Source organism: Desulfolutivibrio sp. (assembly GCF_036584575.1).
GTDB lineage: Bacteria > Desulfobacterota > Desulfovibrionia > Desulfovibrionales > Desulfovibrionaceae > Desulfolutivibrio.
Genome location: NZ_JAZHDB010000154.1, coordinates 1 through 17,985 on the forward strand (window position 1 = coordinate 1; position 17,985 = coordinate 17,985).

At 65.5% G+C, this 17,985-nt stretch carries 13 protein-coding genes; 7 read left to right on the forward strand and 6 right to left on the reverse strand.

The window, feature by feature from the left end; genetic code table 11:
- The coding region (locus tag V3572_RS11370) for a PDC sensor domain-containing protein (RefSeq protein ID WP_332111113.1) at positions 1–911 on the reverse strand (911 nt) is incomplete at its 3' end.
- Between the two features lie 279 nt (positions 912–1,190).
- Here V3572_RS11370 and V3572_RS11375 point away from each other — a divergent pair.
- The 7 genes from V3572_RS11375 to V3572_RS11405 all read left to right on the forward strand — a co-directional run bounded on the left by V3572_RS11375 (position 1,191) and on the right by V3572_RS11405 (position 10,872).
- On the forward strand, positions 1,191–2,006 hold the full coding sequence (locus tag V3572_RS11375) for a hypothetical protein (protein WP_332111114.1): 816 nt from the start codon (positions 1,191–1,193) through the stop codon (positions 2,004–2,006).
- Positions 2,007–2,027: 21 nt separating this feature from the next.
- On the forward strand, positions 2,028–3,173 hold the full coding sequence (locus V3572_RS11380) for a glycosyltransferase (RefSeq protein WP_332111115.1): 1,146 nt from the start codon (positions 2,028–2,030) through the stop codon (positions 3,171–3,173).
- A gap of 116 nt (positions 3,174–3,289) precedes the next feature.
- Positions 3,290–4,462, forward strand: coding sequence for a glycosyltransferase family 4 protein (locus tag V3572_RS11385; RefSeq protein ID WP_332111116.1), 1,173 nt, complete (start codon positions 3,290–3,292; stop codon positions 4,460–4,462).
- Positions 4,463–4,578: 116 nt separating this feature from the next.
- Positions 4,579–6,015 carry an exopolysaccharide biosynthesis polyprenyl glycosylphosphotransferase gene (locus tag V3572_RS11390; protein ID WP_332111117.1) on the forward strand — a complete coding sequence of 479 codons (1,437 nt, stop codon included), beginning with the start codon at positions 4,579–4,581 and terminating at the stop codon, positions 6,013–6,015.
- Positions 5,970–6,632, forward strand: coding sequence for a hypothetical protein (locus V3572_RS11395; RefSeq protein WP_332111118.1), 663 nt, complete (start codon positions 5,970–5,972; stop codon positions 6,630–6,632). The genes V3572_RS11390 and V3572_RS11395 overlap by 46 nt, the downstream gene beginning before the upstream one ends.
- Positions 6,625–8,676 carry a WD40/YVTN/BNR-like repeat-containing protein gene (locus V3572_RS11400; RefSeq protein WP_332111119.1) on the forward strand — a complete coding sequence of 684 codons (2,052 nt, stop codon included), beginning with the start codon at positions 6,625–6,627 and terminating at the stop codon, positions 8,674–8,676. The genes V3572_RS11395 and V3572_RS11400 overlap by 8 nt, the downstream gene beginning before the upstream one ends.
- Positions 8,677–8,688: 12 nt before the next feature.
- Positions 8,689–10,872 carry a glycosyltransferase gene (locus tag V3572_RS11405; RefSeq protein WP_332111120.1) on the forward strand — a complete coding sequence of 728 codons (2,184 nt, stop codon included), beginning with the start codon at positions 8,689–8,691 and terminating at the stop codon, positions 10,870–10,872.
- A 22-nt stretch (positions 10,873–10,894) separates the two neighbouring features.
- On the opposite strand, the gene V3572_RS11410 is transcribed toward V3572_RS11405, so the two are convergent.
- From V3572_RS11410 to V3572_RS11430, 5 genes are all read right to left on the reverse strand, one after another.
- Positions 10,895–12,013, reverse strand: a complete 1,119-nt coding sequence (locus tag V3572_RS11410; protein ID WP_332111121.1) for a radical SAM protein — start codon at positions 12,011–12,013, stop codon at positions 10,895–10,897.
- A gap of 190 nt (positions 12,014–12,203) precedes the next feature.
- A complete protein-coding gene (locus V3572_RS11415; protein WP_332111122.1) occupies positions 12,204–13,751 on the reverse strand; it encodes a lipid II flippase MurJ in 1,548 nt (515 codons plus the stop codon).
- 88 nt (positions 13,752–13,839) lie between these two features.
- Positions 13,840–15,201, reverse strand: a complete 1,362-nt coding sequence (locus V3572_RS11420) for an O-antigen ligase family protein (RefSeq protein ID WP_332111123.1) — start codon at positions 15,199–15,201, stop codon at positions 13,840–13,842.
- Positions 15,202–15,204: 3 nt separating this feature from the next.
- Positions 15,205–16,623 (reverse strand): GumC family protein, encoded by a 1,419-nt coding sequence (locus V3572_RS11425; RefSeq protein WP_332111124.1) that lies wholly within the window; start codon positions 16,621–16,623, stop codon positions 15,205–15,207.
- 17 nt (positions 16,624–16,640) lie between these two features.
- Positions 16,641–17,678 carry a polysaccharide biosynthesis/export family protein gene (locus V3572_RS11430; protein ID WP_332111125.1) on the reverse strand — a complete coding sequence of 346 codons (1,038 nt, stop codon included), beginning with the start codon at positions 17,676–17,678 and terminating at the stop codon, positions 16,641–16,643.
- Positions 17,679–17,985: the final 307 nt, after the last annotated feature.

Below are 17,985 nucleotides of genomic sequence, written 5' to 3' on the forward strand. Positions count from 1 at the left end.
GGCCGCGATCCGGCGGCGGCCAGCAGTTGCCGTTCGCCCTCCGGGGCGTCGGCGGGCGTGACGGCGGTGACCAGAAACGAGGTCAGTTCGTGGGAGATGTGGCCGCCGGGGGTCAGCCCGGCCAGCAGGTCGTCCAGGGGGGTGGTGATGGCCGTGACCCCGAGGGTGTCGCCCGAGGCATCGCGGATGGCCAGGGCTACGGTCAGGACAATGGTGTCCATGGCCGGGGCCACGTAGGGCAGGGTCCACGCGGGATCGTCCGTGGGCCCGGCGGCCATGGCCGTGCGGTACCAAAAGGAATCGCGGGGATCGGACAGTCCGGGATGCCTGCCATCGGCGGTGGTCACGGCGGTCAGGCCGCTGGCCAGGGTCACCACCCGCCACAGGGGCGGGTCGTCCGGTCGGCCGAGGTGCGCGAAATCGTCCGCCAGGGGACTGAGCCGGATCATTTCCGGGCGCAGGGCGCGTAAGGAGGCTCCGGGCGGGGCGGTATAGAGCACCGGGGCGTCCGCGACCTCGGCCGGGGACAGGGCGCCGTCCGGCCCAAACAGCCGGTAAGCGGGGTCGCCGACCCGGTCGTGTCGCGGCATGCCCGGGCTTCGGACCCGGACCAGGAAGGAGGCGTCTTGAGCCGAGTCCGGGACGGGGCCGAGCAGGCGCCTTCGCACCTCGGTCGCCTGAAGCCGCAGGAGCAGGGCCAGGTTGTCGCGTTTGGCGCGCAGAAGCCGGGTGTGATCCTCCACGAGGTCGGCCATGCGGCCTGTTGCCTCGCGCACCAGAAAGGTCGCCACATGGCCGGACAGTTCCTCCCCCAGCCGCTCCATGCCGCGTACGGCGTTGAGGCGCAAGGCCATGAACGGCGCCAGGGAAAAGGCCAAAAGCAAAAGGAAAAGCTTCCAGCCGAGCTTCATGGCCTGACTCCCGGGGAGGGGCGGCGGGCGGGCGGGTTCATCATGCGGATGGTAGCGCCACATGGGAATAACGGCAATGGGTTAGGCAGCCCTTCACGGTAAAGGCGGCGCGTTTGCAAATGGTTGGCGCCAGGCCCCGAAAAAAGAGTGATGAAATGGAAATATACCGGCGCAGATGCGACTTCCTTGGTGCATTTTTTTCTGATTACGGGTATACTGGAATTACAGGTTGATGCTGCAAGGTTCATCGGACCGCACTTTTTTCGGAAAGGTTGGGGCATGTCGAAAACAAATGGTCTGGGATCGACGGAAAGGCTTTTGGGAATTGTCCGCAACGGCGGCAACGGACAGAATCAGCGTCTGTTTCGTATCGTGCGCAACGAAACCGTGGACCCGGAGGCCACGGAACTTGGTCGAGATAACGAACGTTTCTGCGAGGTTTTGTCCCTTGATCGGATTCTTCCCCGCCTCAAGCAGCAGTTCGACGCCATCTGGAGCAACATCCTGCTCACGCGGGGCAAAGCCCCCTACAGCGTGCTCATGACCTCCGCCTCCAACGGGGAGGGCGTGACCTACGTGTCCGAGCGTTTGAGCCTCTACCTGGCCCAGACCTACGGCCACAAGGTTCTCTACGTGAACGTCGCCGATTCCATGGCCGCCCCGGAGGCCCCGGCCGGGCCGTCTCCCGAGGAGGTCATCGAGCGGCTGACCACGGGCCAGGATCTGGACAGTCTGGTCGTGGCCTCCGGCGTTCCGGGGCTTTTCGTCATGAGCCTTAACCTCTCCGGGGGGCAGCATGCCCTGCCCTGGCTTTTGCCCGAGCGCAACGTCATGGAAACGCTTCTGGCCTACGCCCGGGAACGCTGCGACATCGTGATCATTGACGCCCAATCCGTGCTGACCGCCCCGTGGACGGCCACCATGGCCAAGTCCGTGGACGTGAACCTTTTGGTCTGCCGCTTTGCGATCACCCGGCGCGAGGTATTGAACGCCCTGCTCGAGGCCTTCAAGTCTGCGGGCGTCACGCCGCAAGGGGTCATCCTCAACGCCCGGCGCTACAGCGTTCCCCAGTCGCTCTACAAACTCCTGAAATAGTCCCCTGCGGACAAAGGGAACATGGCCGCGCGCGTGGTGTTGCACGTGATTGACGCCCTCAACGTCGGGGGCGCCCAGGAACTGGTTCTGCTTTTGGCGCGGCAGGCGCCGCCCGGGCAGAAGACCGTCGTGTGCGTCCTGCAACCCGATCTGGCCATGCGGGAGCGGTTTTTGGCGGCGGGAGTCGAGGTTGCGGCCTTGAACCGGAAGCGGCCGTCCATCTTCTCACCCGTGCGTTTTCTGGCCTATTTTATGGGCGGGGTGCGTGACGTGGTGCGCCTGTGCCGACGCCTGAAGGCGGACGTGGTGCAGTGCCACCTGGGAGATGCCGAGATCGTCGGCATTTTGGCCGGGAGGCTGGCCGGGGTTCGAAAAACCCTGGTCACCGTGCATAACCCCATCCTGTTTCATGAGCGTGGGGCGGGCGATCCGCGAAACCTCCTGCACCGTATCTCCCTGGCCGTCCTGTACCGCCTGGCCCGGCGGGTGGTGGCCGTGTCCCGGCAGACCGAGCATGTCCTTCGCCGGGAACTGGGCCTTGCGCCGCCCCGGCTGGCCTGCGTGGTCAACGGCGTGGACGTGGCCCGTTTCGAGGCCATGGCCCCGTCCGCCACGGCCCGCCGCGAGTGCGGGGCCGGGCCGGACGATTTCTTGATTTTGAACATCGGCCGCCTGGAAGACCAGAAGCGCCAGGACATCCTGCTTGCGGCCCTGGCGGAGATGGCCGGAAACCAGCCCCGGGCCCGTCTGTGCATCGCCGGGGCGGGCGGCCGGGAAGGCGATCTGGTCCGCATGGCGCAGGAATTGGGCGTTGCCGACCGGGTCCGTTTCCTGGGGGCGCGCAGCGACATCCCCGAGCTGCTCGGTGCGGCGGACATGGTGGCCGTGGCCTCGGTCTGGGAGGGCACCTCCCTGTCGCTCATGGAATCCATGGCGGCGGCCAAGCCTATTGTGGCCACGGACATCCCGGGGAACCGGGAACTCCTCGACCCCGGGCAGGCCCTGCTGGTTCCGGCTGGCGACGCCCGGGCCATGGCCCGGGCCATGGCCGCGCTGGCCGCCGATCCGGCCATGGCCAAGGCCCTGGGGCAGGCCGCCTGGGAAAAGGCCCGGCGGTTTTTCGACATCCGGACGACGGCGGCGGCCTATCAGGCGATGTGGGCCTAGGCCGTGATGGGAACGAATGGTTTGTGCCGCCAGGCAGGCGGGAATCCGGCGGACAGGGGATGGGCCGCCGCCGCATCCGCCGGGCGAGGGGCTGGAGCGCCTGCGAGGAAAACCGCATGAGCCGGGAAACCGAAGCCAAGCGTCTGATCGCCGTGACCGGAACCCGGGGCATCCCGGCCACCTGGGGGGGCGTGGAGCGTCAATGCGAGGAATTGTATACCCGCCTGGCGGCCATGGGTTTCGACATCCTGGTCTACGCCCGTCGGGGGTACGTGGAGGCCGGGGTGACCAGTTGCCGGGGGGTCGACGTCAAGACCCTGCCTGCGCCGCGCTCCACCCATTTCGAGGCCCTGGTGCATACCCTTTTGTCCGTGCTGCACATGGCCTTTGTCTCCAGGCCGCGCATCGTGCATGTCTATTCCCAGGGGCCGTGCCTGCTGTTGCCCCTGGTGCGCCTTTTATTGCCCCGGGCCACGATCTTTTTCACCTGCGGCGGCCTGGACTGGCGGCGGCGAAAATGGACCGGCCCGGCCGCCCTGGCCCTGCGTTTGGGCGAATGGTTTTCGGCCAGGCTGACCGATGTGCGGATCATGGTTTCAAACGACCTGGCCATGTCCTACGGGGATCGTTTTCATTGCGCCTGCGAGGTCATCCACAACGGCGTCACCCTCCCGGAAAGGCTCGACACCGCGCCCCTGGCGGGAATGGGTCTGAGCCCGGGCGGCTATGCCCTGTCCGTGGGACGGCTGACCCCGGAAAAGCGGGTGGAGGACATGGTGGCCGCCGTGCTGGACATGGCGGACCCTATCGCCCTGGCCGTGGTCGGGGACGACGCCTCGGGGGCGGGCTATGCCCAGCGGCTGCGCCGACAGGCCGACGGACGCCCGGAGGTGGTCTTCACCGGCTACCGGTTCGACGCGGAACTGGCCGCCCTGTTCGCCGGGGCCATGGTCTTCGTCACCGCCTCCGAGTTGGAAGGCCTGCCCCTGACGCTGCTTGAGGCCATGTCCTACGGGCTGCCCTGTGTGGCCAGCGACATTCCGCCGCACAAAGAGGTGCTTGGCCCGGACCATCCCTGGTATTTTCCGGTGGGCGACGTGGCGGCCCAGGCGGCCCTTTTGGAAAAGGCGGCCGCCGATCCGGAACTGCGGGCCGGAATCGGCCGCAGGCTGCGCCAACGGGTGGCCGCCCAATTCAGTTGGGACACGGCGGCCGCCGCCCTGGCCGTCCTCTACGGCCGGGCGTTGGGCCGGACGTCCCCGGAACGCGGCAAAACGGAGCGCCCATGAGCGACAACAGACGACTGGTCAAATCCTATGTGATCCTGGCCGCGGTGCTGGTCATCGTGCTGAACCTGATCCTGCTGTTTCATGTTCCCGACTTCCTTAAAGGGCTTTGGTAATCCATGTCATACTCCCTTCTTGAAGAACGGCGCAGGCTGGTGGAACGACTGTCCACATCGGCGGACATCCTCGGGGTGGCCGGGGCCTACCTGGCGGCCCTGGCCCTGTGCCTTCCGGCGGAGTCCGTGGCCTCCTGGGAGAGCGGTTTTTTCATCTCCCTGCGGGTGCTTCTGGCCAACACCCTGGAGTTGCTCATACTGGTGGCGGCCCACTTGAGCCTTCGGCGCAATGGCCATCACACGCTGGCCGGGGTGCATCCCGGCTGGTTGCGTCGGCTGTGGACCGACCGCCGGGAAACGCTCCTGGCCGACATGGGACTGACCCTGCTTTTCTGGCTGATCCTGCGGGCCCAGTCCTCGCCGCTGGTCTTTATTCCCCTGTATCTCCTGTTGTCGCCCCTTTTCGGCGCGCTCTTCCGTTTCCTTTTATCGCTTTTGCTCAGGTCCGGGTTTGTTCGGCGCACCCGCCTCAACCTGATCGTCGTCGGGGCCAACGACCGGGGCCTGGAACTGTACCAGGAGAGCCAGGACTATCCCTTCCTGGGGTTTTCCATCCTGGGCTTCGTGGACAGCGGCAACTACTGCGGCCAGGACATCCCCCTGCTCGGGGGGCTGACGGACCTGGCCGCCATCCTGCGGGAGAAGGTGGTGGATGTCCTGGTCATCTGCCTGCCCATCCGCAGCCATTACGACGCCATTGTGGCCGCCATGCGCGACGGCGAGGACCAGGGGATCCCCAGCGAATGCCCGGGATCGTTTTTTCCGCCCAATTCCTGCAAAACGGGCGAGGATCCCACGGGCCAGCCCATCCTGTCCATCTGCCCGGTGGCGGCCCCGGTCAGTCCCCTGTACAAGCGGGTTTTCGACGTCGTCGGGGCGCTGGTGCTGCTTGTGGTCTTCGCCCCGGTCATGATCCTGGCCGTCATCCGCATCAAACTGGAGGATGGCGGCCCGCTGCTCTACGTCCAGCCCAGGGTGGGCCTGAACAAGCGCATCTTCAGCCTCTACAAGTTCCGCTCCATGACGGTCGACGCCGAGTCGCGCATGCCTTCCCTGGAGGGCGGCAACGAGATGGACGGACCTGTCTTCAAGATTTCCAGCGACCCCCGGGTGACCCGGGTCGGCCGCTGGCTGCGCAAGTACAACATCGACGAGATGCCGCAACTTTTCAACGTGCTGCACGGCGAGATGAGCATTGTCGGCCCACGGCCCATGTCGCTTCGCGACTACACCCGCCTGACCGACGACTGGACGCGCCGCCGCTTCACGGTCAAGCCCGGCCTGACCTGCTACTGGCAGACCATGCCCAATCGCAACGCCATGCGGTTTTCCGAATGGATGACCCTGGACATGCGCTACATCGAAAACTGCAGCCTGTGGGAGGACGTGGTGATATGCCTACGGACCATTCCGGCCTTGTTGCGCGGCTCGGGCGTCTGACGGCGGCGGCCCTGGCCGCCCTCGTCCTGTGGCTTCCGGCCAGGGCCTGCCTGGGGCAGACCGCCCTGGAAGACGTGAACGAAAATTCCAAATACTATCTGCTGACCCTCTCCGGGCTGGCCGGCAAAAAGTCCTTTCAAGGCGTCCGGGGCATGCTCGTCCTGTCCGCCGCGCCGCCGGACTCGAACAACAACTATGTGGTGACCATCAACGGCTGGCCGGAAGACAACGGGGTAAACACCTTCGTCTGGAACTCCAAGGACTCGCAGATGGAGTCCCTCTCCGGGCGGATGACCTGCCGCATCGCCAACTCCTATTCCGTCTCCCCGAACATTTTCTTTTTTCATCTGAGCCCGGCCCTGTTCAAACGTGAGGGCATGCTCACCCAGCGTGAGGGCGAGCGCATCCGCCGGGTGCTCAAGGAGGCCCTGCCCACCAAGGTGCAGGCCGTGGCCGGGGAGCTCACCCTGGACTTCACCGGGCAGCAGGTCACCGGGCAGGTCTGGATGAATGGATACGACTTTGTGGAAAAGGCCAACGTCCGCTACCGGGCGACATTTCAGGGAGAATTGACTGGTGAGCTCAAGTCCTCGCGGCGCGTCCGCAACAATGAATAGGCTGGTGCTGTTCGTCGCCCTGTTTCTGGCCCATTCCCTGGTGGCCTGGGCCGCAGGCCCGGCCCTGATCCCGTCCGGATACGGCGGCGGCGGGCGGTTCACCGCCCTGGCCGTGGACCCGGGCGACCCGAACCGGGTCGTTGCGGGCTCGGACGTGGCCGGTCTGTTCGTGAGCCGCGACGGCGGGGACACCTTCGCGCCGCGCGGGGCGGGCCTGGGCGGTCTGGCCGTGGCCGGGCTGGCCTTCGATCCCGGGCGGCCGGGAACACTGGCCGTGCTGACCGACGAGGGCCTGTATCTCAGCCGGGACGGCGGCGACACCCTGACCCGGCTGGGAGATATGGGCTACGGCGACCGCTTTTTCGGCTCCCATCTGCTGGTCCCCCTGGGCGACGACCTTCTCGTGGCCACCCGGTCCCGGGGCGTCTTCCGCGTGGCCTGGCGACAGGCCGCCCCGGCCGTCACCCCCGTGCCCGGGCTTGAGGGCCGCAAGGTCAACAGCCTGGCCCGGCGAGGCGACGACCTTTTCGCCGCCACCCCGGCCGGGGCCTTTGTGGTGCGCGACGGTCGGTTCGTGGCGGCCAACGCCGGGCTCGGGGCCGGGAGAAATCTCACGGACATGGCCGCCACGCCCGAGTCCGGCCTGTTCGCCGTGGAGGAAAGAAGCGGGCTGTGGCGCTATGACGCCGAAAAAAGCACCTGGGAGCGGCCCGGTCCCCTGCCCGGGCTGCCCCCGGGGGCCAAATCCCCGGCCCGGTTCAAGGCCCTGGGCCTGGACCCGGCCGCCCCGGGCCGGGTGTTTCTGGCCACGCATCCGGACTACTGGCCTTATCTGTTGTTCGTCTCCGACAATGGGGGCCAGCGTTTTTCGCCGGTCACGGCCTTCACCCTGGCCCCGGACGGCCCGCCCAACTATCCCACGGGCCTGGAATCCGTGGAGGCCCTGGCCTTTGGCCCGGACGGCAAAACCGTCTTTGTGGCCGACTGGTGGAACCTGTGGAAAAGTCGCGACGGCGGCAACCGCTTCGAGCAACGGCACAAGGGCCTGCAAAACACGGTGGTCAACGCCCTGGCCCCCGTTCCCGGCCAGCCGGAAGCCATCCTGGCGGCCACGGCCGACAACGGGCTCATGGTCTCGTCGGACGCCGGAACGACCTGGGCCCGGAGCATGGCCGGGGTGGTCGACGGCCACGTCAAGGACATCCGCATAAGCCCCAAAGACCCGGCCAAACGCTATCTCCTGGCCGAACCCTGGAAGTCCGGCGACGCGGCCGGAACACGTACCCTGCACCTGTACCGCACGCTGGATGGCGGCGCGTCCTGGCAGGCCCTGCCGGTCACGGTCCCGGCCCGGACCCTGCCCGGGGCCTTCGCCAGCGGCCGTCCCACGCTTTTGGTCATTGATCCGGCCGACGACGACGCGGTCATGCTCGGCACGGGCGGGCACGGCCTGTTCCGGGTGGACGTCCCGGCCTTGATCCGGGGCGAGGTCGCCGCCGTGGCGGACATCGGGCGAGGCCTGTCCCGGCCCGTTTTTTTCGGTCCCCAGAGCCTTCTGGCCTTTGCGGAAAAGCCGGGCCTTTTGGTGGCGGGCACCGTGTCCGGGGGGATATGGCGCAGCCTGGACGGCGGCCGTACCTGGACGGCCGCTGCGGCCCCGGGGGGCTTCGTGTTCTGCCTGGCCGCCGATCCCTCCCGGCCCGGGCATCTTCTGGCCGGACTGCCGGAAAAGCGCCTGCTGGAAAGCCAGGACTACGGGGCTTCCTGGAAGGAGCGGGCCCTACCCGGGGCGCGTCCGCCGCACATCCCCGTCCAGGCCATGGCCTTTGATCCGGCCCGGCCGGGGCTTGTGGCCGTGGGCACGTCAGCCTACGACAACAAGGCGGCGGATGGGCTGTACGTCAGCCGCGACGGGGGCGCGACCTTCTCCCGGGTCGCAACGGATACGGCCCCGGTGGGCGTGACGGCCATTTCCCCCGGCCCGGGCGGCCTGTGGGTCGGCTTCAACGGCCTGGGGCTGTGGCGTCTGCCGGACGGGCGGTAGCGTGGGGAGCGCATGAAAAAAAGACCTGTGCTTGGCGTGCTCGTCTCCACCCTGGCCATCGGCGGGGCCGAACAACTCCTTTTGGAACTCCTGCGCCGCCTGGACCGGGACCGCTTCGAGCCGCGCCTGTACTGCCTGGGGGAAAAAGGCCCCGTGGGCCTGGAGATCGAGGCGCTTGGCGTCCCGGTCAGGTCCGGCCTGGGAGGCGGTCCCCTGCGGACCATATTCCGCCTGCACCGGGCCTTTCGCCAGGACCGCCTTGACGCCCTTTTGCTCATCAACCACCGCAACTGCCTGTTTTACGGCGTGCCCGCCGCCCGTCTGGCCGGGGTGCGGGCCATCGTCAACTGGCAAAACGAGACCTTCAAGCGCCACCGCCACCACGAGTTGTACATGTTTGTGCGCCGGGGCGTGGTCTGGGGGCTGGACGCCCTGGCGGCGGCCTCCAAGGGCCATGCCGGATACCTCGTTACGGTGGAGGGCGTGCCGGTGCGCAAGGTGCTGGCCATTCCCAACGGCGTGGATGTGGCGGCCTTTCGCTCGGAGTTGTCGCCGCAGGAGGCCCGCAGTCGTCTGCACCTTTCCGAGGCTGGAAAAACCGTCGGGATCATCGCCGCCCTGCGCCCGGACAAGGCCCATGAGGTCTTTTTGCAGGCCGCCGCCCGGGTGGCCGCCGTGGCCCCCGACGTCCGCTTCCTGGTTGTTGGCGACGGGCCGCAGCGCGCCTTCCTGGAGGGGGAGGCCGCCCGGCTGGGCCTTGGCGGCCAGGTGCGGTTTCTGGGTTTCCGGCGCGATGTGCCCGACATCCTGGCCGCTATGGATCTGGTCGTGCTGTCTTCCGACCCCCGGCAGGAGACCCTGTCCGTGGCCGCCCTGGAGGCCCTGTCCGCCGGAGTTCCCATGGTCGCCACCCGGGTGGGATTTATGGACGAGATCGTCCGGGACGGGGTAACCGGCCGTCTGGTCCCGCCCCGCGACCCCGAGGCCCTGGCCGGGGCCATGCTGGACCTCCTTGGCGACGACGCGGCGCGCCGGGAGATGGGCCGCCGGGCCAGGGCCCTGGTAGGCCAGGGGCACACGCTTTCGGGCATGGCCTGCGGCTTCGAGGGACTTTTCACCGAGCTTTTGGCCGGAAGGCCGCCACGGCGAAACCTGTGCCCCCTGTCCCAGCGCCGGGTGAGCCTTGGGCTGTACTGGGCCGAAACGGGGCAGTGGCGGCTTCTGCACCGGCTGCGTCGGGAACTGGCTGCCGTGGAATACGTCCGGTTGGGCGACCGCGCCCGGCGCGTCCTGTCCCGGCTGGGCGGCCTGTCCGGCTGGGCGTCGGCGGCGTGTCTGGCCGTGAAGCAGGTCGCGCGCGCCTGGCGAAGCGACGCGATCCTTTCCTGGGCCCTGCCGCTTGGGGTCTGCACGGGGCTTGTGTTGCGGCTTGTCCCGACCAGGTTTCGGCCGGTCCATATCGTCCGGGACTTCCACTTAAACCTCTCCCGCACGGATGCGGCCTACCGCCTGCGACTGGCCGTGTTACGCCTGGCCCTGCCCGGCATCGACGCCCTGTGGTGCACCTCCGAGGCGGAGCGCGCGATTTACGCCGAGATGTTCGGGCTGCCCGGGGCGGCCGTGTCGTTTTATCCGGACGAACCGCCCAGCCAGTACCTGGATCTGCCGGACGTCCCGTGCGCGGGCTACGTCTTCGCTTACGGCAACAGCGACCGGGATTTCGAGGGGCTTGTGGCGTCGGCCGGGGCGATCGGCCGGGAGATCGTGATCCTGAGCCAGACCTTCGCCTTTCCCGAGCCCCTGCCGCCAAACGTGCGGGCCGTGCGCACCAGGGTGTCCGAGGCGGAGATGGTGGGGCTTTTGCAGGCGGCCGCCGTGGTGGTGGTGCCCACCAGGGACCGCCGTTTGGCCGCCGGGCAAAACGGGTTTTTGGAGTCCATGGCCCTGGGGCGGCCGGTGGTGGCGGCGGCCAATGTGGCGGTGCTGGAATTCGCCGACCACGGGGAGGAGGCGCTTTTCTATGAGCCGGGGGACCGCGAGGGGCTGGTGCGGGCCGTGCGGGCCGTGCTGGACGACCCGGACGAGGCCCGGGAGATGGGGAGGCGGGGCCGGGAGCGGCGCCGCCGGATGCTGGCCGAGCAGCCATTCCGGTTTCTGGCCTTACTCTCCAAGGCGATCCGGCTGGCCGGGAAGTAGCTCGCGGGGCCGGGAAGGCGGCCTACAGGAGCCGCCCCAGCTTCTCGCCGACCAGGGACGCCGCATACCGGCCCAGGTGTCCGACGTTGCGCAGGGGGCTGCGCAGCACGCTGAACTTGTAGTTGATGCTCATCTGGCAGGAGCAGCGGTTGCAGGCCGGGGGGAACTTTCCGTCCCGGATGGCCTCGCGCACCGGGCGCATCTTCTCTATCAGGGCGGACAGCGGCGCCTCCTGCACGTTTCCGGCCGGGGACAGTAGGGCGCAGGGCAGAACCGATCCGTCGGCGTCCACGAAAAGCTTGGTGGCGATCTCCAGGCAGGAAAAATCGTTCAGGCAGCGCCGCATCCACAGGGACGACCCGTCCAGACAGTGCTCGAAATACTGGCGCATCCACGGCGCGACATGGGGGATGTTGGTGCGCACCCCTTCCTTTCGGGCCAAGCCCGCAAGCTCCTGGAAATAGTCCGGCAGATGCTCGATCTGCTCCCTGGTGGGCAGCATGTCGCTTTTATCGTCCGCCGTCACGTCATGGTAGTTGTTCCAGACGTGCAGCGGCTGGAAGTTGATGTAGTCCACGGCGTGGGTCTTGGCGAAGGCGATGACCCCGGGCAGGTCCGCATAGTTCTGGCGGCAGACGGTGGTGTTGATGTTCACCTTCAGGCCGCTTTTTTTCAGGATGCGGATGCCTTCCGTCGTCCGTTTCAAAAATCCCTTGCCGCCGCGCAGGAAGTCGTGGATTTCCGGGCGGTAGGATTCCAGGGAGATGTCGATCCACTGGGCGTTTTTGAGCAGGTCGAGCTGGGCCGGGAGGAAGTTTTCCACCAACAGGCCGTTGGAGACCACGGAAAACCGCAGATCCAGGGCCAGGATCTTTGCGATGAGCTCCCACACGTCGCGGCGGAAAAACGGCTCGCCCCCGGAGAGGTAGATGTGCGGGATGCCCGCCTGCCTGGCCTCCTCGAACAGGGAGAAAAGCCGCGCCTGATCGAGCTCCCGGGCCGCATCGAGCTTGTAGGCCTCACAGTAGCGACACCGGGAGTTGCACCGGCTGGTGATGTTCACAAACAGGCAGCCGTACCCCAATTCGCCCCGGTCATATTGTCTGACCTGATCGATCATGCCCAACAGTTTGCGTAGCATTGGCGAGCGCCTTGCGGATGTGTGCCGCTGTGTTGTGGTGAGCCGTCGGGGCCTGACGCGGCGGGAACGGATGGCGTTTTCGGGTAAGGCCCAGGCCGGACGTCCCGGCGAAGACGGCTAAAAATCTAGCACGGGGCAGGGGGCGAGGCAATGCCCGGGCGGCGAAGACGGGCTACGTCCGGCATCCCGGTTACGGCCTGTCCCGCCCCCAGGGCAGGACCATGCCCAGGCACCAGCGGATCTCCGTGTCCCGGGAAAGGGACAGGCTCCCGAGGAAGGCCGCCCCGAACATCAGGGCCGCCATCGGGAAGGCCCACAGTGCGGGGATGCCCAGGCGGGCCAGCCCGGCCCGGGCGGCGACGGCCAGTCCGGCCGCCAAAAGGGCGCCCCCGGCCACCTGGAGAAAGGGCCACAGGCGCGGCGGATCATGGAAGACGCCCAGGGCCCGCTGGATGATGGCCACAAAGATGGCGCAGGTCAGGGCCACGGTCACGGTGGTGGACATGGCCACGGCCTCCGGGCCGCCGATGGTCCGGATGAACCAGAGGTTGAAGAAGGCGTTGCAGACCATGGTGATCGCGCCCACGATCATAAGCGTCACGTTTTTGCGCAGCGCCGTGAAAAACACCCCGTTGAGCACGGCGTAGGAAGCGAAAACCATGCCCGCCGCGTACCAGGACAAGGTCAGGGCCGTGGACGCCACGGCCTGATCATCGAAGGCCCCGCGCCGAAGCAAAAGTGTGACGATCTCCGTGGAGAAGATCAGGACGAAGGCCGTCATGCCCGCCGAAACCATGCACAAAAACAACACCCCGCGCCAGAACACCCGGCGCATGCCCAAGGCGTCCCGGGCCTCGGCCTGCTCGCTCACAAAGGGAAAGATGGCCTTGGCCGCCGCCACCACGAACAGTTGCAGCGGCAGGTCGTTGATGCGGTAGGCATAGCGCAGGGCGGACACCGACCCGGAGGGCAGCTCGGTGCTCATGACCTGGTCCACCAGGATGTTGGAGTTGACCACCAGGCCGCCGAGCACCAGGGGCCAGGCCAAAAGAAAGAACTCGCGCAGGCAGGGCGTGACCGGGGGCCGGGGCGGGCGCAGGGGAAAACGGGCCCCGCGCAGGACCACGGCCATGACCAGCACTTTGACGCCCGTGCCGATGAGAAACCCCATGGCCAGGGCATGCACGCCCATGTCCCCGAAAAAGGTCAGGGCCGCGATGATGGCCAGATTGATGCAAAGCTGCGCCCCGTACAGGGCGGCAAAGGACTTGTCGGCCTGCAACACCCCGGCCAGCACGGCCGCCCCGCCTTCCAGGAAGATGAGCCAGACCAAAAGGCGCACCAGGGATTCCCCCAGAGCCTTTTCCTCCTCGGGAAACCCGTAGCCGATCACGGCCATGATCGGTTCGGACCAAAAGGCGCAGGCCACGGTCAGGACCAGGAAAAACAGGATCGCCGCCGAGCCCAGATTGGCCAGATTGCGCGTAAGCTCCCCCGGCCCCCGCTCCCGCCAGGTCATGTACAGGGGGACCAGGGCCGATATGACGGCCTGTCCCAGGAGCATGGCCAGGATGGCCGGGAAGGCGTAGGCCACGTTGAAGACGTCCAAGTCCCGGGAGACGCCGAAGCGGTAGGCGAAAAGCATCTCCTTGCCCAGAGCCAGGATCTTGTCCAAAAGCGTCAGCCCAACGATGATCAGGGTGGAGCGGCGGATGCCGTCCATGACCTCCTGGCTCATGGGGTGGCGCTCCCGGCCAGGGGGACGACGGAGGGCCTGCCCGGTGCTGCTGCCGCAGATGCCGCGCGGGGGCAGGACCACGGCCGCATCAGATGACCGCGTCCAGGGTTTCGGGATGCTCCAGCAGGCGGCAGGCCAGCCCGGCGAAGGTGAAGGTGGCCACATTGATGAACGGGCACAGGGAGGCCTCGACAAAGACGTTGTTCACCAGGGTCACCGTGATCCCCAGGGTGAACAGGATGACGGTGTTGGCCCAGGCGTCCCGGTCCACCCGGGGATTTTGGGCCAGGGCGTACAGCCTGCGGAAGATGAGGACGAGCAGGCCAAGGTAGACGGACACCCCGATGACGCCCAGTTCCACGGCCATGCCGATAAGATGGTTGTGCTGGTTGTCCTGGTAGGTCTCGGGCGAATCGGACACGGAAAAATGGGCCAGGCCCACCCCGAGGACGGGATGCTCCCGGATCAGACGCAGGGACTTGGCGATGAGTTGGAAGCGGATGTCCACCTCCTCCATCTGGGCGATGCCCCCGCGCTCGCGGCTGGAGGAGAAAAGCCGCTCGGTATTGGCCACGACGGCAATCAGGCACAGGGTCAGAATCAGGGGGGTCAGCTTCCATCTTTCCCCCCGGTTGCGGAGGAAAAACAGCACGGTCCCAAGGGCCAGCAGGAAGACGAGATAGGCCGACCGGGTGGACGTGAAAAACACCCCGACGAAGAAAAGGGGCAGAAGGATCAGGATCAGGAACCGGCGTCCAGGCGAGACCATGGGCCGCAGGATGAGTCCGGCCACAAAGCAGATGGTCATGGCCAGACCGTTGAAGGCGGCGTTGAGCAGCGGCCCCCGGGAGCGGTCCAGATGCAGCAGGATGGTTTTATCTGTTATGTAGGACGGATAGATCAATGCATCGAGGTGGAATCTTTCCAGGATGGCAATGAGGCAAAGAAGAATTCCAAGGGAAAATAGCGTTCCAAGTAATATTTTTATGCTTCTGTCATCTTGAAAAAAGTATTTTACATAAAAATAGGCAAGAAATGGGGAAAGGTAGCCTGTAAAGAAAATGTACCATGGTTTTGGGGCGTATTGATATAATGAGGTGAATCCATTGATCAACATGGATACAATACAGATAATGAGGAAAAGGATCATTACAAATTCAATGCGCCGGTCACCATGAATATTTACTGTCTTGAAAAGAATTTTTGTGATTGCCGCGACGCCAAGCAGCACGAAGAGGATGCGTTCCACGGAGAGGTCGAAAAGACCGGGTATTTTATACGACCAGAAGTAGGTGTTCCACATGACCACCGAGACGATCCACAGACTGAATAAAATCGGGAAGAGGGTATAGTGCGACGTGCCCGGGGACGCACCCCAGGCGCGACGCAGGATAAGGAGCCCCGTCAGGCCCGCCAGGGCCAGGATGGCGACGCCAAGGGCCGGGAGCATGGATTACGCCCCCGAGTGGGGGAGAGAGCCCAGAAGCGGCACGTCGCTCCAGCGTTCGATATCCTCCGGGGTTTTGATGGTGTGGTCGAAGAAATCCAGGGTGAAGGCTGCGGAAAGGCCCAGAAAAAGCCCCAGGAAAAGGCCCAGGACGGCCAGGCCGATGCGGTTGGGCTTGTACGGCGTCATGGGCTCCACGGCCGGATCGACCAGGGTCACGATCAGGTCGGGCCGGGACAGGGAGTTGGCCTGCCGGGCCTGTTCCAGCTTGGCGCTGGCCTCGGCGTAGGCGGTTTTCGCCAGTTCATAATCGTTTCTGAGGAAGGCGTAGGTGGAGCGCAACTGGGCCGTGGCGCGAAGGGAATCCTCCAACTGGGCAATGGCCAGATCCAGTTCCCCGATCATGCTGGTGATGCTTTCCGCCTGGATCCGTCTCCCCTCCAGATAGCGCCCTGTCTCGTTGCGCAGCAGTTCGACGTTGGCCTCAAGCTCCTGTTTCAGGCGGCGCAGGGGCTCGTACTGGGGGGTGAACTGGGTGTCCATTTCCTGGATCTGCATGCGCAGTTGGGCCACCTTGTACCGGTAGGCGGTGATGGTCTTGCCGCTGCCTTCCATGTCCGGCAGGATGGCCGGTCCCTGGTCGCCGGCCATGCTGGACTCCAGGTCGGCGATGGTCCGCTCCAGCCCCACAAATTCCTCGCGCAGGGCCTGACGCTTGGTCTGGACCGCATTGAGCTGGGTCTTGGCCCCTGTCTCGGCGTTGGCCTTGTTGCCTTCGAGATTGAGGATGTCCACCAGGGCCAGGGCGTTTTCGCTCTCGTAGGCCTTGAGCAGATCCGCCTTCTCGCGCATGGTCACGTAGAGGCTGTCCACCTGCTGCTTGAAGAAATCATAGGAATATTCCGTGCGCTGTTTGGCGATCTCCTCGAAGACCGCCAGATAGGCCTGGGAAACCTCTTTGACCATGTTGTAGGCCATGCGGGGATCGCTGTCGTCGTAGCCCAGGATGAAGTCGCTGGTGGCCTCGAAGCTCTCGCCCTTGGGCGGGCCCACCTCGATGTCCTTGCCCAGTTTCGCCACCAGCTTCTGGTACTCGGCCTCGGTCTTCCCGGGATACAACGCCTGGGCCGCGCGCATGAGCACCCGGTTGGACAGGATGATCTCCTTTTGTCCCGAGAGCACCCGCATATATTGGTTCTTGGAGTCGGTGTAGACGTCCTTTTGCAGGGGGTCGATCTGCTGGCTCATGCTCACCGAGAACTTGGCCCGGCACAGGTACTTCGAGGGCAAAAGGACCGCCAGGGCCAGAAAGAGCAGAAACGTCGCCCCGGCGATCTTGAGGATCAATCTTTTATGGTAAAAGACAATAAAGATGATTTCACGCAGGATGTTGCCCGCTTCGCGGTTGGTGTACTTGTCGGTCATGGTGGTCGCCTTTCCTGCTAATTATTATTATTGACGTTGAGCGACGGGGTGATGTCGTAATTGACGCTGAAGTTGCTGGTGAACGGCACCACGGCGTACAGGCCCTTGGTGAAGATCTTGGCGATGATGTCGTTCATGTCGTCCAGCGTCCCCTTGGGCACATAGACGATGTCTGCGGGCTGCACGTACAGGTCGTCATACATTTTCCCGGTGTCCAGCAGGCGTTGCAGGTCCACCCGGTAGGCCATGGGCTTGAGCAGGCCGTTGTTGCGGAAGACCAGCACGTCGCGCAGGTTGGCGGACTCCTTGAAGCCCCCGGCCTGGCCCAGGGCCTGGGCCAGATTGAGCCGTCCCTGCAATTCGTAGACGCCCGGGGAGTTGACCTCGCCGTAGACGTAGAGCTTGTTGTTGTGGATCTCCAAAAGGATCAGGGTCACCTGGAGGTCGTCGACATATTTGGCGTAGCGTTCGTTGATGATCTTTTCCAACTGGGACACGGTCAGGCCCGAGGCGTCGATGTTGCCGATGATGGGGAACCCCACATGGCCGTCCGGGGTGATGGGCGCGATCTTGCTTTGGCCGCGCGGGGCGGTGGTGATGGCCTTTTTGAGTTCGTCGATGCGCACGTTGAACTCCTCCAGGCTAACATTCACGGAGGGCTGTTTGATGAAGGCCGCGTAGCGCCTGTTTATGTCCGCCGTCACCTCGCTCATGCTCATCCCCGCCACCTTGATTTCGCCGATAAGGGGCAGGGAGACCTTGCCGTCGGCCCGGATCAGGGCGCTGACGTTGAACTGGGGATGGTAGGGGAAGGAAACGCTGATGCGGTCCTGGACATCGAGGCGGTAGTCCTTCACCGTGATCTCGTGCCGGATGTGGTAGACCACCTCCAGCACGTCCCCGGAACCCAGGCGGTAGGTGGGAATGTCCGGGATGGCCTCGCCGTCCAGCACCTTGAATCCGGGGTTGTCCGCAACGCTTTGCGGGGTCAGTTCCAGACTTTTTTGCTGGTCCAAGACCTCCTGCACCCCGGCCTGGTCCTTGACGGTGACCACCGGATCGGAGGAATCCTTGTTCGATCTGACGCACCCCCAGGCAAAGAGGAGACATGCGGCGAGGACCAGAGCCAGCCTTCCCGCGGACGTACGGTCGGCAGGGCGTGAGGAAGGGCCTTTGTGTTGCGCCATCAAGGTGGTCATACGGATGTCTCCTGGGGTCGGCATTCCCTGAACATGGCCGAAGTGTGTTTTGTTTCGTCCGGGCAAGTCGGTGTGGGCAGGCGTGCGAAGCTGGTATCTCCAGGCGGCGATGCAGCACCCGGACCTTCGCCCCCAAGCCCTCCCGGCACACGCGTATCACTTC

Bases quoted from the DNA above. Each gene is read 5' to 3' on its own strand.
- V3572_RS11390 (WP_332111117.1), top strand. From the start codon at position 4,579: ATGTCATACTCCCTTCTTGAAGAACGGCGCAGGCTGGTGGAACGACTG.
- V3572_RS11405 (WP_332111120.1), top strand. From the start codon at position 8,689: ATGAAAAAAAGACCTGTGCTTGGCGTGCTCGTCTCCACCCTGGCCATC.
- V3572_RS11400 (WP_332111119.1), top strand. From the start codon at position 6,625: ATGAATAGGCTGGTGCTGTTCGTCGCCCTGTTTCTGGCCCATTCCCTG.
- V3572_RS11410 (WP_332111121.1), bottom strand. From the start codon at position 12,013: ATGCTACGCAAACTGTTGGGCATGATCGATCAGGTCAGACAATATGAC.
- V3572_RS11395 (WP_332111118.1), top strand. From the start codon at position 5,970: ATGCCTACGGACCATTCCGGCCTTGTTGCGCGGCTCGGGCGTCTGACG.
- V3572_RS11425 (WP_332111124.1), bottom strand. From the start codon at position 16,623: ATGACCGACAAGTACACCAACCGCGAAGCGGGCAACATCCTGCGTGAA.
- V3572_RS11385 (WP_332111116.1), top strand. From the start codon at position 3,290: ATGAGCCGGGAAACCGAAGCCAAGCGTCTGATCGCCGTGACCGGAACC.
- V3572_RS11380 (WP_332111115.1), top strand. From the start codon at position 2,028: ATGGCCGCGCGCGTGGTGTTGCACGTGATTGACGCCCTCAACGTCGGG.
- V3572_RS11415 (WP_332111122.1), bottom strand. From the start codon at position 13,751: ATGAGCCAGGAGGTCATGGACGGCATCCGCCGCTCCACCCTGATCATC.
- V3572_RS11375 (WP_332111114.1), top strand. From the start codon at position 1,191: ATGTCGAAAACAAATGGTCTGGGATCGACGGAAAGGCTTTTGGGAATT.
- V3572_RS11420 (WP_332111123.1), bottom strand. From the start codon at position 15,201: ATGCTCCCGGCCCTTGGCGTCGCCATCCTGGCCCTGGCGGGCCTGACG.